This window comes from Hugonella massiliensis (genome assembly GCA_001486445.1).
Classification (GTDB): Bacteria; Actinomycetota; Coriobacteriia; order Coriobacteriales; family Eggerthellaceae; genus Hugonella; species Hugonella massiliensis.
Map to the genome: position 1 here is coordinate 1,100,835 of LN908986.1, position 14,695 is coordinate 1,115,529.

At 62.6% G+C, this 14,695-nt stretch carries 11 protein-coding genes and 1 tRNA gene; 6 read left to right on the top strand and 6 right to left on the bottom strand.

What is annotated here, in order from left to right; translation table 11 throughout:
- The first annotated feature begins 72 nt into the window (after positions 1 to 72).
- Positions 73 to 1,587: a DUF6937 domain-containing protein gene (locus tag BN3270_RS07430; RefSeq protein ID WP_058986479.1), complete on the top strand. Its 1,515-nt coding sequence runs from the start codon at positions 73 to 75 to the stop codon at positions 1,585 to 1,587.
- A gap of 175 nt (positions 1,588 to 1,762) precedes the next feature.
- Here the strand turns inward: BN3270_RS07430 and BN3270_RS07435 are convergent.
- Positions 1,763 to 1,839: transfer RNA gene (locus BN3270_RS07435), tRNA-Asp, on the bottom strand.
- Positions 1,840 to 2,122: 283 nt separating this feature from the next.
- On the opposite strand from BN3270_RS07435, the gene fadK reads away from it, so the two are divergent.
- The 5 genes from fadK (at position 2,123) to BN3270_RS07460 (ending at position 8,299) form a co-directional block, all read left to right on the top strand.
- On the top strand, positions 2,123 to 3,751 hold the full coding sequence (gene fadK, locus BN3270_RS07440; RefSeq protein WP_058986480.1) for a medium-chain fatty-acid--CoA ligase: 1,629 nt from the start codon (positions 2,123 to 2,125) through the stop codon (positions 3,749 to 3,751).
- A 5-nt stretch (positions 3,752 to 3,756) separates the two neighbouring features.
- A complete protein-coding gene (locus tag BN3270_RS07445) occupies positions 3,757 to 4,395 on the top strand; it encodes a hypothetical protein (protein WP_058986481.1) in 639 nt (212 codons plus the stop codon).
- 255 nt (positions 4,396 to 4,650) lie between these two features.
- Positions 4,651 to 5,847, top strand: a complete 1,197-nt coding sequence (locus tag BN3270_RS07450; RefSeq protein ID WP_058986482.1) for an acyl-CoA dehydrogenase family protein — start codon at positions 4,651 to 4,653, stop codon at positions 5,845 to 5,847.
- 106 nt (positions 5,848 to 5,953) lie between these two features.
- On the top strand, positions 5,954 to 7,198 hold the full coding sequence (locus BN3270_RS07455; protein WP_058986483.1) for a CaiB/BaiF CoA transferase family protein: 1,245 nt from the start codon (positions 5,954 to 5,956) through the stop codon (positions 7,196 to 7,198).
- A 192-nt stretch (positions 7,199 to 7,390) separates the two neighbouring features.
- A complete protein-coding gene (locus tag BN3270_RS07460; protein ID WP_058986484.1) occupies positions 7,391 to 8,299 on the top strand; it encodes a LysR family transcriptional regulator in 909 nt (302 codons plus the stop codon).
- Positions 8,300 to 9,176: 877 nt separating this feature from the next.
- On the opposite strand, the gene BN3270_RS07470 is transcribed toward BN3270_RS07460, so the two are convergent.
- From BN3270_RS07470 to BN3270_RS07490, 5 genes are all read right to left on the bottom strand, one after another.
- Positions 9,177 to 10,532: an MFS transporter gene (locus BN3270_RS07470; protein ID WP_271711961.1), complete on the bottom strand. Its 1,356-nt coding sequence runs from the start codon at positions 10,530 to 10,532 to the stop codon at positions 9,177 to 9,179.
- Between the two features lie 267 nt (positions 10,533 to 10,799).
- On the bottom strand, positions 10,800 to 11,954 hold the full coding sequence (locus BN3270_RS07475) for an acyl-CoA dehydrogenase family protein (protein ID WP_058986487.1): 1,155 nt from the start codon (positions 11,952 to 11,954) through the stop codon (positions 10,800 to 10,802).
- Positions 11,955 to 12,090: 136 nt separating this feature from the next.
- On the bottom strand, positions 12,091 to 12,402 hold the full coding sequence (locus BN3270_RS07480) for a 4Fe-4S dicluster domain-containing protein (protein WP_058986488.1): 312 nt from the start codon (positions 12,400 to 12,402) through the stop codon (positions 12,091 to 12,093).
- Positions 12,402 to 13,715 carry an FAD-dependent oxidoreductase gene (locus tag BN3270_RS07485; protein ID WP_058986489.1) on the bottom strand — a complete coding sequence of 438 codons (1,314 nt, stop codon included), beginning with the start codon at positions 13,713 to 13,715 and terminating at the stop codon, positions 12,402 to 12,404. The genes BN3270_RS07480 and BN3270_RS07485 overlap by 1 nt, the downstream gene beginning before the upstream one ends.
- A gap of 84 nt (positions 13,716 to 13,799) precedes the next feature.
- On the bottom strand, positions 13,800 to 14,687 hold the full coding sequence (locus tag BN3270_RS07490; protein ID WP_058986490.1) for an electron transfer flavoprotein subunit alpha/FixB family protein: 888 nt from the start codon (positions 14,685 to 14,687) through the stop codon (positions 13,800 to 13,802).
- Positions 14,688 to 14,695: the final 8 nt, after the last annotated feature.

A 14,695-nucleotide genomic window follows, 5' to 3' on the forward strand; every position in this document is an offset into this window, starting at 1 on the left:
TCCGATAACGCGAGGGCTAGAATAGCTTCGACCATCATACCTAACCCTCACCGCGAAGGAGACCGGACGGCCATGGCAGAGAATCGATCGGCGAGCGTTTTCGGCAACCCCATAGCCAAAAAGGACCAGGCGAAAGCACGCAGGGCAAAAGAGCGCTTCGTGCGAAAGTTCGGCGACGATTCGAAGCGCCCCTGCCACCTGACAGCCGCAGACGCCCCCGCCATCCATCGCGCTCTGGGCGTCCGCCTGCTGGCGCCCGCGCCCCAAGGCGCCGGCCCCCTCGACCTCGCCGCAGACGCCCGGGCCCAGCCCCTACCGCCCGCAACGCCCCGTACCGACCCCGCAGCGCACGGGGCGCCGGTGGTCGTGGGCACCATCCGCATGGGCTTCGGCCACTACCGCATTGGCATGGCCCTCGCGTCGGCCGCCCATGCGATGGGCTACACCCCCTACTGGATGGACCTCTGCGGCTTCCCTGACACGACCTGCACGAAGATCATCGCCCACCAGAACGACCTCTACTCCAAGGGGTCGCGCATAAGCCAGAAGTACGCGCCTTTCAACAAGCTCGTGTGGGAACCGCTCAATTCCGAAGGCTTTCGCAAGCTCGCCTACAACGCGAGCGATCAGGCGGTATCGGAGCTGATGTGTGCCCCCTTCGCCGACCTGCCGCAAGCGGCGCCCTTCGTGGGCGCCCACGCCTGGTGCGCCCAGGCGGCTCTGCATGCAGGCCTTTCGCACGTGGTCTGCGCCATCCCCGACAATTGGCCCATGGCCCTGCATTTGGCCGAAGGAGCCCGTCACACCGTGCAGACCCCGAGCGCCTACCTGGGATACAAGATGCTGCGCGGCATGGACCCTTCACGCGCCCTGGCTCCCATGCCCGACGGGTCGCTTTTCTACACCGGCCACTACGTCGACCACGAGCTCGTCGCCCACATCGACGACGATTGCACCCTGCGCGAAGAGCGGGCGGCCCGCCGGGCCCCCGTGCGCTACCTGCTCTCCGTGGGCGGGGCGGGCGCGCAAATCGACCTGTTCGAGCGCATCATCGCCCACCTCGTCCCCCGCATCGAGGCCGGCGAGGCGGTTCTTTTCGTGAACGTGGGCGACCACGACCGCGTCTGGCGGTCCCTTGTCGCCCGTATCCCCGCCCTCGATGCGGCCGTGGTCCACTCCGGCGACTTCGAGGCAACCGCGCGCTTCGCCGAAGGGGCGCTGACCGCCAGCGTCGAGGGCGTGCATGCCTTCTACGACAGCGACATCTTCAGCGCCGTCTATTCCACGAACCTGCTCATGCGCGCCTGCGACCTGCTCATCACCAAGCCGAGCGAGCTCTCCTTCTACCCGGTGCCCAAGCTCATGATCCAACGCGTGGGCGGGCACGAAGCCTGGGGTGCCGTGCGAGCGGCCGAAGTGGGCGACGGCACCTACGAGATGGACGACCCGCGCGAGATCTGCGCCTTCATCGACAGCGTGCAGGAAGATCCCTCGATTGTGGCGCGCATGTGCGCCCACATCCGCGCGGCACGGGACGCAGGCATCTACGACGGCGCCTACCGGGCCATCGAACTGGCCGTACGCTAGGCCGCTCACGGGAGGCCAGCCGCGAAACCTGACCGTGCGCCAGGTTTCGCGGACGCAATCGAGCGAAGCGATCCCGCCGATCGGCGAGGCACCGCAGTCGGCGACCCCTCGCAGACCCGCCCCGATATGCCCGCATACGCAAAAAGGGAGCCCGAAGGCTCCCTTTCATCATCAATGGCGGGAAGTACGAGACTCGAACTCGCGACCTCCGACGTGACAGGCCGGCGCTCTAACCAACTGAGCTAACTCCCCAGAGACGGCTGTGCGGGATAACCGCGCAACAGCAGGGAGTATATTACGCATAGTCGCTCGGGGACGCAAGCCCTTTTTTGAAAAATATTTTCACGCGCTCCCTCGCCGTCCCCCTTTCCCCATTTCCAATAAGTCTCGCGATGGAACGACGTTTTTGCAAATAGTCGCGCCCTGCAGTTCCGTACTACACTTTTACCAAGAGGCTGGAGCTGCAGGGAGAATCGCGTATCGACGCCCAGCGGCTCAGAACACCGAGGCTCGCGCCTATGCAATGGGGGGTTTGATGATCACCAACCTGAAGATCAACGAAGCTTGCAAGCGAACCTACTACGAACGCGGCTATTGGACCGCCTCCACCCTCTACGATGCCTGGGAGAAAAGCGCCCGTGATTTCGCGGGCCGCACCTACGTGAAAGACGGCACCACAAGCCTGACCTATGCCCAGGTCGACGACAAGGCGGGGCGCGTGGCGCGCTGGCTGGTCTCGATCGGCGTGGCCAACGGCGACGTGGTCACCATCCAGCTGCCCAAATGGGCCGAATTCGCCATCGCCTACGTGGCCTGCCTGAAGGTGGGCGCCGTCATCCATCCGGTCTCCATTCGCTACGGCATGCAGGACCTCGCCCAAAGCCTTGCCTTCGTGCATTCCGTTGCCTACATCGGCCCCACCTTCTTCCATCGCCGCGACTACGAAGCCGAGCTCAACCAGATCAAGGGCTCGGCACCCACGCTCAAAGGCGCCCTCTTCGTCGACAAAGAAAAGGACCCCGACGACGGGGACACCTCTCTTTCCGCCGTGCTCGCCGCCTTCGAGCCCCTCGTCGATGCGCCGGCTTCGCGCTCCGACGAAGTCGCCTGCATCCTGCCCACCTCGGGCTCGACCGGCACGCCCAAGCAGGTGCTTTTCACCCACAACAACATCCTCTTCAGCGAGCGATCCTACATTTCGGTCCTCGACCTGACGCCCGACGACGTCATGTGGATGCCCTCCCCGCTCAACCATGCGACGGGCTTCTTCCATGGGCTCGTCTCCGTCATGCTCTTCGGCGGCTCGACCGTGCTGCAGGAATCCTACAAGCCCGCCGACGCGGTCGCCCTCATCCGCCGCGAAGGCTGCACCTGGTCCCACGGGGCGACCCCCTTCGTCTACGACCTGCTCTCCTACCTCGACCAGTTCGGGGGGAGCCTGCCGAGCATGCGCTTCTACCTCTGCGGCGGCGCGCCGGTGCCCTCCCGCATGATCGAGCACGCCCATCGCTACGGCATCCTGCTTTCCGAATCCTACGGGTCGACCGAAAGCTGCCCCCACGTCTACGTCCCCCTCGACAAGGTGCTCGAATGGAACGGCGCCTGGTCGGGCATCCCCTACGAGGGCATCGAAGTCCGCGTCGTCGACAACCTCCACCGCGAGGTGCCCCGCGGCGCGCAGGGCGAAGAATGCTCGCGCGGACCCCACCAGTTCGTAGGCTATCTCAACGACCGGGAACGGACCGACCGCGCCCTCGACGACGACGGCTGGTTCTACAGCGGCGACCTGTGCTTCATGGACGACGAGGGGCGCATCCGCATCAACGGCCGCAAGAAGGAGATCATCATCCGCGGAGGCGAGAACATTTCCGCAGTAGAGGTCGACAACGCCCTTTCGGGCTGCCCGGGCGTGGGCGACCACGCGACGATCGGCATGCCCGATCTGCGCATGGGCGAGCGCATCTGCACCTTTATGGTGCCCCAAGGCACCGATCGCCCCACCATCGCCTCGGTCACCGCCTATCTTGCCGACGCCGGCATCCCCAAGCGCATCTGGCCCGAGCACCTGGAATTCATTAACGAGATACCCTATACGCCCACCGGAAAGGTTCAGCGCTACAAGCTCATGGAAGAGCTCCTGCGGCGCTTGAAGAAGGAGGCCTAACGCCCATGCCCCAGCAAGAATTCAGCCCCACCCGCACCCACGCCACCTGGAAGCCCCGCGTCTTCGACAACGACCTGGCCATCTACGAATGCCCTACCTGCCACCAGGTCCACATCGGGGTGACCGACGGAAGCGATGTCACCTGGACCGGCACGGGCCGCTCGCTTGTGGCGGAGCTGCCCTACGGGCGCAGCGAAGCCCCCTTCTGCGATCGGTGCGGCACCCGCATGGAACCCATGCCCCTGATCGATGTGGCCGACCTGCCGCCCGAATTCACGCTCGACTTCCAGTTCCGTGGCGGCTTCAACAGCAACTGCGTCAAGATCAAATGGTTCTCGAAGAACCGCGACCTGCGTCCCCAGTGGATCGCCGTGAAAACCTTCACGGGCTATCAGGTGAAATACGTGCCCGAAAAGAAGTTCTCCCCCGTCACCTTTGCCTTCGCCGACGAGGACGCCTACTGCTACTGCGATTCCGACCCCTGCGAAGAGTGCATGTTCCGCTGCAAATTCGGCATGTGCGCCTACGTCTACGTGAAGGGCATCGGGCTCGTGCGCATGTCCTTCGACCGTATGCTGGCCAGCGGGTCGGGGTCGGGAAACGACGGCTTACGCCGTACGCACACCGGCTACGTGGACAAATAGCGTCTGCATAAAAGCACTCGACCATTCATACCTCTGTGAAGCCCGCGCCCCAATCGCGGGCTTTTTTCGCATAGAGCTCCCTCTGTGCAAGCGGCTGAAACGCTCCATAAAACAACCATTGCGAATCGCAATGGTTCTCATTCGAATCAGACAATCGAACCAATTGGAAATACGGGAGCGCGGGATGCAGAATACGAATTGCAAGAGCTGATGAGGCTCGAAAGAACATCGCGTACTTCATAGAGGAGGACTTATATGAACCCTAACGCGAAAATCACCGACGAGCAGTTCGAGGCGTATCTGAAGCAGATCCGCGAACTGGTTGAAGGCCCCTTCGACGAAATGCAGAAGGAGATCGAGGTCACCAACAAATTCCCCCAGGAATTCTACGAGCTGGCCAAGCAGAACGACCTCTATCGTTTCTATCTTCCCTCTCAGTACGGCGGATGGGACCTCAACGAGCTTGAAATTCTCCGCGTGCAGGAAGAGTTCTCCCGTGGTCCTGGCGGCATGCGCATGCACCTGCATCACGCCGCTGACATGAACTGGCGCATCCTCGACGACTATGGCACGGACGAGGTCAAGGCCGAGCTCATGCCGAAGTTCCAGGACAAGTCCGTCTACTGCAACTTCGCCATCACCGAGCAGACCGGCGGCACCGGCGCCGACCTGCACACCACCGCTGAGAAGCAGCCCGACGGCTCTTGGATCCTCAACGGCGAGAAGTGGCTCATCTCTCACACCGACTGCTCCGATTACACCTACGTGATCGCCGTGTCCGACCCGACCAAGGAAAAGGACGACCGTCTGTCCGCCTTCCTGGTCCCCAACGATGCTCCCGGCTTCGAAATCATCGAAATGCCCCACATGATGGGCTGCCGCGGCGCCGGTCATGCTGGCCTGAAGTTCACCAACGTGCACATCCCGGCCAAGTACCTGCTCGGCAAGGAAGGCCAGGGCATGGACGTGGCTATCCACTCCCTGTCCGTCTCCCGCGTGCACATCGCCATGTCTAACCTGGGTATGGCTCAGCGCATGCTCGAGATCTCGCTCAAGCGCGCCAACGACCGCGTGACCTTCGGCAAGCCGATTGCCAAGCGTCAGATGATCAAGGCCAAGTTCGCCGAGATGCAGACCTACATCCACGTGCTGCGCACCGCCATCTACGACTTCGCTCGCGACTACGACATCGACCCGCACAACGAGTACGTCACCGAGAAGGCCGCTATCTGCAAGCTCTTCTCCATCGAGACGGTCAAGCTGGTCTCCGACCAGATGCTCGAGATCTTCGGCGGCGACGGCTACTTCGAGGACTCTCCGTACGGCCCGACCGAGCGTCTGTACCGCGACTGCCGCGCTATGTGGCTCGAGGAAGGCGCGCCGAACGTTCAGCGCATCACGATTGCTCGCGAATGCCAGAACCATGGCGGCGTCGTCAAGTACAACTTCTAAGAGTTGCTTGACACTCTGTTCAACATCAGTTGAATGATTTTGAAAAAGGGCTGGTGCTTTGTGTGCCGGCCCTTTTTCCATCAGGGAGATTTTGGAGGAATTTCATATGTCTTTGCCTCTTGAAGGTGTGAAGGTCATCGACCTCACGACGTTTCTTGCCACCCCTACCACGGGCCGCGTGCTCGGCGAATGGGGCGCCGATGTCATCAAGGTCGAAGCCGCCAAGGGCGACCCGACCCGCGTGAACCAGGCTCCCGTCTACGGCATGCCGATGACCGACGATGAGAACCTCGCCTACGACATGGCCAACATGCACAAGCGCATGATCAGCCTGAACCTGAAGAGCGAAACCGGCCTGGAAGCCATGAACAAGCTGCTCTCCACCGCCGACATCTTCATCACCAACAACCGCACCAAGTCGTTGCGCAAGATGGGCCTCGACTGGGAGAGCCTGCATGCCAAGTACCCCAAGCTGATCATGGGCCATGGCCTGGGCTACGGCAAGAAGGGCCCCGAAAAGGACGCGGCCGGCTTCGACGTGACCTGCTACATGGGTCGCGGCGGCGTCTTCGGCACCACGGTCGACGCGGACAGCTTCCCGATGATCCCGACCAACGGCTACGGCGATTTCCAGGCTTCCATGTTCCTGGCCGCCGGTATCCTGGCCGCCTACATCGGCCGTGAAAAGTCCGGCGAAGGCGACTACGTCACCTGCGCCCTGCAGCATGCCGGCATCTACGCCCTGTCGACGGGCATGGTGTCCGCCCAGTACGGCAACCAATACCCCAAGAGCCGTATGCGCGTGAACAACCCGCTCAACAACGTCTTCAAGTCCAAAGACGACAAGTGGGTCGTGCTCTGCCTGCCCGAATACGACCGCGACTGGCCGCGCGTCCTCAAGCTGATCGGCCGCGAAGACCTGCTCGACGGGACCCATGCCGACCTGGCGAGCATCAACGCCGTCAACGACAAGGACCTCTGCCCGCAGGTTATGCAGATTCTCGACGAAGGCTTCGGCAAGTTCACCCGCGACGAGCTCCTGAAGATGTTCAAGGAAAACGACATGCCCTGCGAGCCTGCCCAGACGCCTGTGGACATCTACGAGGACGAGAACGCCATCGTCAACGAGTACATCAAGAAGGTGCACTACGCTAACGGCAACGAGCGCTGGTGCCCCACCGCTCCCGTTCAGTTCGAGCTGGAAGGCACGGCCGAGTTCAAGCCGACCGGCAACCTGGGTGCCGACACCGAAGCCGTGATGAAGGACCTCGGCTACACCGACGAGCAGATCAAGGCCGCTGAAGCCGACGGCTCCATCAAGGGCGATACGCCCCTGCATGAGCTGATCTAATCGATTTCGTTTCATGAGCGCAAAAAAGGCTCCAACCTTGTGGTTGGAGCCTTTTTCATTGATGCTTCAGGACGTCTTGGGGCGTGCCGTCACACGAGCCATCGGAATCTTCTATAGGTTTCATATGCTAGAATTATTACCCGTGAGAGAGGCAAGCGCATTGCTCAATCGAATAACGGCACGGAGGTCTGCATGAATCTTTCTCAGCTCCAGTATTTCTGCAAATTAGCCGAACTGCAACACTATACGCGCGCAGCCGAGCAACTCTACATCACCCAACCGACCCTGTCGAACTCGATTTCCCGCCTTGAAGACGAATTGGGTATCCCCCTGTTCGTGCGCGATGGTCGCAACGTGCGCTTGACCAAATACGGGGCCGAATTCAACCGCTACGCCAAGCAGGCCCTCATGGCTATCAGCAAGGGCAAGGCGCTCGCGCAAGACGAAGCCGGCGAGTACACGGGAACCGTGTCCATCGGCACGGTCTACACGATCGAAGACATCTTCCTCCCCCGCCTCATCAAGGAGTTCCGCGCCGAATACGGGCGCGGTCCGGTCATCCACGTGGCCCAGGGCCTCACCAAGACACTGGCCAAGGGGCTTGAAGACGACACCTACGACTTGATCTTCTGCGCCCATTGCCCCGAATACAAGGACTTCCAGTTCGTGCCCGTGGCCCAGCAAAGCCTGGCCGTCATCGTGCACACAAGCCACCGGCTCGCCCGCAAAAAGCGCGTGAGCCTGGCCGACCTGCACGGCGAGCACCTCGTCGCCTACCATTTCGACACCCCGGTGGGCCGCGACGTAAAGAAGGTTCTCGACAGCGCCACGCTTACGCCCGCCGAAAAGTACGACGACGAAATCACCCTCGCCTCGATGGTCGACGCTGAGCCGAACGCCGTCGGCATCGGGCTCGACACCTTCGGCTTCAGCATCTTCCCCGACTTGGTGACCATTCCCATCGTCGAAGTGCCCGAAAACTTCCATACGATTTATCTTGCCTACAAGAAGAACAGCTACAAGACGCCGTCCGTCCAGCACTTCATCGACGTGGCTCAGACGCATAGGATCGAAGAGGAGCCAACCGATCCGACCGCGTAGCCCTCTCCCCCACCGGCTCTGCCCTACACGCCCTCGCACGTCTCGTGAGAGGGCGTTTTCATATAAAGGGGCTGGTTGTTCGAGGGCGGACACTACACCGTTATGACAGGGCGTAAGAATGCTCCTGAAGACTCGCTGCATCCTGCACGTGGCATTCACCACGTGCACGTAAAGCGGCTCATAGTGCGTGTATGACAGAGGACAGGAGCCCACGCGTCGCACACGCGTCAAGCGAAGAAGGGCCCATCCGGCAAGAGCCGGCAGCATCGCCCGCAGAATGCAGAAAAGGCGACAAGCTGAAAAATGGATAGCGCCAGAACACGTGGTGTGCGAAGGAGATACCGCACGACGGCCGAGCTGAGGGAGGTCCTCACGAGCCTCCTGGACAGCGCTTCGAGCCTGAGCGCATGATGAACGCGACGATTGCCGCCGTGCTTAACGAAATCATGTCCATCCACTCCGACAAGGCGTGCAGCTCGTGGTCTCCGACGCCCACGACGGCCTGCGCAGGTAACGCAGCCCGCGCCAGGGGCGCAAGCGGAGCGCACGCGCCCCGTCCCGCAGGACGAGCAACCCGGTACCAGGGGCGCGAGCGAAGCGCACGCGCCCCGTCCCGCAGGTTGAACCCACCCCAAAGCGGACCTATGCCGAGGCGGGCGGGCGCGGGGGCGCCGTCGAGCGCCCCGCCAAAGAAGCGCGCGTGTAGGGGCTGCCTCTCATACACCTCTTCAGAGACACGCGCCCACCCGCCCCGGCGTCCCGCAACACGCAAGAAGGGCGGCCGCTTTCGCGACCGCCCCACTGCATAAAGGCGCATACCGTTCGTCGGCTTCTCTCAAGCCGACCGGGTTCAGGAAGAACCCGTCACGCTCAGAACCTAGTCCTTGAGCTTGTCCATTGCGCTGTAGCCGAACATGCCCTTGAACTGCTTCGCCAGGTAGAGAGCCATGAGGATGGCCAGAACCGCAGCGAAGAGGAGCAGGAACATCATGATGTACACAGCGTTGGCTTCGCCGGTCTGAGCGGTCATCGCACCCACAATGCCGGGCAGGAAGACCGAAGCGGCGCCCATGAACGTGTAGTACATACCAACGTTACGACCACGCGGACCAGGAACCATGAGCTGACGCAGGGTAACGCCGGTCTGGAGCATACCGCCAGCAGCGCCGAAGCCGAGCAGAGCGATGCCGACGTACACGGCACCGGAACCGATGATCAGGCCCACAGCCAGGACGAAGAAGAGGCCCACGGCAGCGATGATAGCGTCAACGAGGATAACCTTCAGGGGGTTCCAGCGAAGCTTGCCCATCATGAACGCCCAGAAGAGCACGGCGATGATAGAGCCGGCGGTGTAGATGGACGTCAGGCCGGCAGCGGCAGTCGGGTCAAGGCCGAGGTTGTTGATACCGTAGGCCTTGGAGTACTGCTGAGCGCCGTACATGATGAACATGATTACGAAGCCGTAGAAGAGCGTGAGGAAGTTGGTCAGGCCGTTTGCCGGCTTGAGCAGCGCGTCCTTGGCAGCCTGAATCTCAGCTTCGGCGGCGTTCTTGGCCGCGGACTTGTCGTCGGCGCTATCGACCTTCTGCTTGCGCTCGTCGTCGTAGACGAAGGGCGTGAAGATGGCGAAGACGGTGGCGATGACGGACATGACGATAGCTACCCACACGTTGATGTGCCAATCGCCCGTGTTCGAGGTGGCGACGACCGTGTTGGTCGCCTTGTCGAGCACGTGGTTGGCGTTAGCGGCAGCGAAGAGCGGGTAGATGATGCCGGACACGGAAATAACGGCCTTGATGCCGATCGTGGTAGCGCCGGCCTGGCGCGGGTTGGCCTCGGCGATTGCCGGGTACAGAGCGCCGTCCCAGAAGCCGGACGTCGCGAGACCGGACAGGAAGCCGGCGACGGCGGCGATCGTGGCGTTGTCGGTCACGAGCATGATTGCGAACGAGATGACGTAGAGGATACCGCCGAGCACTGCGGGAAGCTTACGGCCGATACGGTCGGAAAGTTCACCGCCCGCCCACACGGAAACGAATTTGCCTACACCAGTCCAGACGATGGCCGTCGAAACGGCGGCAGCGCCCAGCTTGGGGTCGGTGAAGCCCCACTGCGTGTAGAAGTCAACCTGGTTTTGGCTGAAGATAATTGCCTGAATACCATGCGTCAGATAGCACATATAGACGGTGGCAATAGCAAACAAGTACTTCTTAGCCTGTTGTGCAGCACTCACTACATTCCTCCTAATCTTTTGGATTCCCTCATGTATGGCGCCTAGTTTGACATTCGCTGCTATATCGGACTAATCGCATCGAATACCAAACCTCCATCATGGTAAATCCGCAAAATTCCCAAAGCCAATTGAATACAGCGGGTCTGAATACTCAAATTCATTTCAAATGTGAATGCGAGGAACTCCGCCGTTGCAATGAAAAAGGGGCGCTCGAGAGCGCCCCTTGAAACAATCGGCTGTGACCGGCATATATGCCGCGATTCCCTGCTATCGGTCGCCTAAGATCATCGGCGCGGCGATGTAGGTCATGATCTCGTCGGTGCCTTCGGAAATCTGGTTGCCGCGGCAATCCTGCCAAATCCAGCTCACGCGTTCGTCGTCGGTGTAGCCGCGCCCGCCGAAAATCTGCAGGGCCGCATCGGCCACCTGGGTGGCCGCCTTGGGCACGTAGCGCTTCATGAGCGCCACGGTGAGCCGCTTGTCGGGTTCGTTGGCATCGAAGGACCAGGCGGCATGGTAGACCGCGTGGCGCATGTTGCGAAGGGTCACTTCCATATCGACGAGCTTTTCCTGAATCTGCTGGAAGGACCCAATGCTCTCGCCGAAGGCCGTACGCGATCGCGCATGGGCGACGGCGTCGTCCATGGCGGCCTGGGCCAAGCCCAGCGATTGGGCGCACACGAGCACCCTCCCCACTTCCAGCATGTGAAAGAGCTGGGGGAAACCCGCCTTGTCCGCGTTCGACAACCGGTAGGATTCTTCGACGACCACATGGTCGAAGACGACATCGGAAAAGGGCAGGATTTTCTGCCCTAGCTTGCCGATGGGATAGGTACGTACCCCTTCGAGGTTCAGGGGCACGAGCCAGAAGGACAGGGGCGGGTATTTGCCTTGAGGGGCATCGCCGTCGATGGCCGCTACCATGACGTAGGGGGCGTACTCTCCATTGACGACAAAGGTCTTGCGGCCGTTCAGGATCAGCTTGCCGCCTTCGGATTTCACCGTGGTCCGCATCCCCATGGTGTCGCTGCCCGCATTAGGCTCGGTCACGGCAAGCGAGAAAATGAGCTTGCCCGACTCGCGGTAGGTTTTGTAAACCGTGTCGAGCTGCGAAGAAGAGCCGGCGAACTCGCGCATAATCCGCAGGTTCTGGGTCTCGTTGGCGAAGGGAAGCGACGTGCCCGCAACGCGGGACATCTCTTCGTTGACGAGGGCCTGCGAGAGCAAGGAGCCGCCTTTGAGGTTGTCGCCCGAAAGGTCCTTGTGGCGGTAGTAGAGCTCTGCGTAGGCTTTCCCCACCTCATCGGGGAGGCCCTGGTCATGCTGCCACTGGCGGACGCTCTCGCGCGTGAAGTACCGAGCGGCGAAATCGTGGAACTCCCCCACCAGAGCGCGCTGGTCGGTCGTTAAGCTGAAATCCATAGCTCTCCCTCCTCATGAACGCGCAAAACGGCTCCCCCCACGTGAGCGAGGAGCCGCTGGGTGCGCCATGGCAATCTGTCGATGCATGGATACGCGCAAAGCGCGCCGCTCAACGAGAACGACGCGCTCGAGCATTTTATCCGAAACGGTATTCCACGCCCATCGTGGGCTGGGGCATCTCCCATTTCTTCACGATGGTGTCCTCGCAGCAGATGCGGCAGGTGCCGCATTCCAGGCAGCCGGCGTAGTCGAAGGACTTGTGGCCCTCCTCGTCGACCTTGTAGAGGGCGGCGGGGCAGACGCGCACGAGCTTCTGGAACTCGGTGTCGTCGACCTCGTCGAGGTTCTCGTGGTCGAGCTCGATGTGGGCGTTTTCCTCGTCGACATTGTAGTGGTTGAGCGAGATGAGCTCGTCGACGTTGACGGTGATGGGCTTGAGTTCCTTCATTAGAGTGCTTTCAGAGCTCCCTTCACTTCGCCGAGCAGCTTGAACAGGCCGCGCTGCTTGACGATCGGCATGATGCGCTTCTTGAGGTGCTGGGTCGGCTTGCCGTCGACGACGAACATCGAGTTGAAGATCTCGCCGACCATCTTGGGGTAGTCGGTGAACATGCGGTGCCAGTTCTCCATGGTCTCGGGCCACAGGGCGTAGGTCTTGAGGTCCTGCACGACGAAGGAGTTGTCCATCTTGGTGCGGTAGGAGGCCAGGCCCGCCTTGGAGACGTCCCCGGCGTCAATCGCGTCGCAGGCGGCCTCGGCGGCTAGGCGGCCGGATTCAACGGCCAGGTCCATGCCGCGGACCATGTAGCCCAGGTTCATGCAGAGGTTGGCGGCGTCGCCGGTGACCAGGCAGCCGTCGAAGACGAGCTCGGGGATCGAGTTGTAGCCGCCCTCGGAGACCATGTGGCCGGAGTGCTCGGAAAGCGTGGCGCCCTTGATGATGGGGGCGACGCTCGGGTGCTTCTTGAAGTCGTCGAGCATCTGGTAGATCGTCGTGTCGGACTGGGAGAGGTCCTCGATCGTGGCCACGAGGCCCAGGGAGATGGACTCCTTGTTGGTGTAGAGGAAGCCGCCGCCCGTGTAGCCGTGCGTCGCGTCGCCGGCCCACAGCATGGCCGCGCCCTCGCCCTCGTTGCAGAGGAAGCGGGACTCGATCTCGTCGGCGGGCAGCTCGAAGACCTCCTTGATGCCCACGGCCATGGCGTCGCGCTTGGGGCGGGGGTTGCCGAGCTCGCGCTCGCTGATCAGGGAGTTCTGGCCCTCGGCGTCGATGACGACCTGGGCGGTGATCTCGTCGCCGCCGGCCTCGATGCCGCAGACCTTGCCCGCGTCGTCCTTCAGCAGGTGCTCGACGGCGATGCCGTTGATGAACTCGGCGCCGGCGTCCTCGGCCTGCTCGGCCAGCCACTGGTCGAAGTCGGCGCGCAGGACCGAGTAGGAGTCGCGGCCCTCGACGCCGAGCTGGTCGCTCGTGAAGTCGATGGTCATGCTGCTCGCGGGGTCGAGCAGGCTGATGCGCTCGTGGGTGATCTTGCGCTCGTAGGGGATGTCCTCCGTGGTGATCTCGCCCTCGGAGTAGTCGTCGAAGACGCGCTTGAGCGAGTGGGCGTAGATGCGCCCGCCCGTCATGTTCTTGGCGCCGGCGTACTCACCGCGCTCGACGACGAGCACCGACTTGCCCTTCTTCGCCGCCACGTAGGCCGCGATTGCGCCGGCGCATCCGGCGCCGATCACGATGATGTCGAAATCGGTGTCTGCCATCCGATTCCTCCCTTTCTCAAACGAAGGGGGCCGGCCGCGTGGGCGCCGGCCCCCGTAGATACCGAGCTCGGCCGAAGCGGCCCCTTACAGGGCGGCGGTCAGGGCCGGCAGGACGGTCTTGAGGTCGCCCACGAAGCCGTAGTCGCAGGCCTTGAAGACCGGCGCGTTCTTGTCCTTGTTGACGGCCACGATGACGTCGGCGCCGTTGCAGCCGACCATGTGCTGCATCTGGCCGGAGATGCCCACGGCGACGTAGACCTTCGGGGAGACCACGGCGCCGGACACGCCGACGTAGGCCTCGCGGGGGAACCAGTCGACGCCCTCGGCCAGGGGGCGGGAGCAGGCGAGCTCGGCGCCCAGCTTGGCAGCCAGGTCGCGGGCCAGCTGCAGGTCCTCTTCGGAGCCGAAGCCGCGGCCGCAGGCCACAATCGCGTCGGCGCCGGCCAGGTTGACGTCGCTGGGGGGCAGGGCCTCGGAGCCGGTCTTGGCGACGGCGTTCTCGGGGGCCTCGAAGGCTGCCTCCTCGACGGCGTCGGTGCCGGTGGCCTCGGCGGCGTCGAAGACGCCCGCGCCGAAGGTGTAGACGGACACGTCGCCGGCGGCCTTGGCCTGGCGCACGCCCGTGCCGCCGAAGTACATGGAGGTGGCCACGCCGCCCTCGACCGCACTCACGCCGGTGATCGCCGCGGCGCCCAGCTTGGCGGCCAGGCGGCCCACCAGGGACAGGGCGCGCAGGGTCTGCTCGCCCAGGACCACGTCGCCACCCTCGGCGTCGTAGATCTTGTTGACGGTGACGTAGGCGTCGTCGGCGATGTTGCCGGCGGGCACGTCGATGTGGAAGGACTTGTCGGCGGCGCCCGCCACAGGGGCGCCCACGGTCACGAGGACGACCTCGTCGGCGAGCTTGCGCGCGCCGGCGCACAGCTCGCGCGCGCCGTTCTCGGTTTCAGCGATAACGAATGCCTTGGACATATCTGATC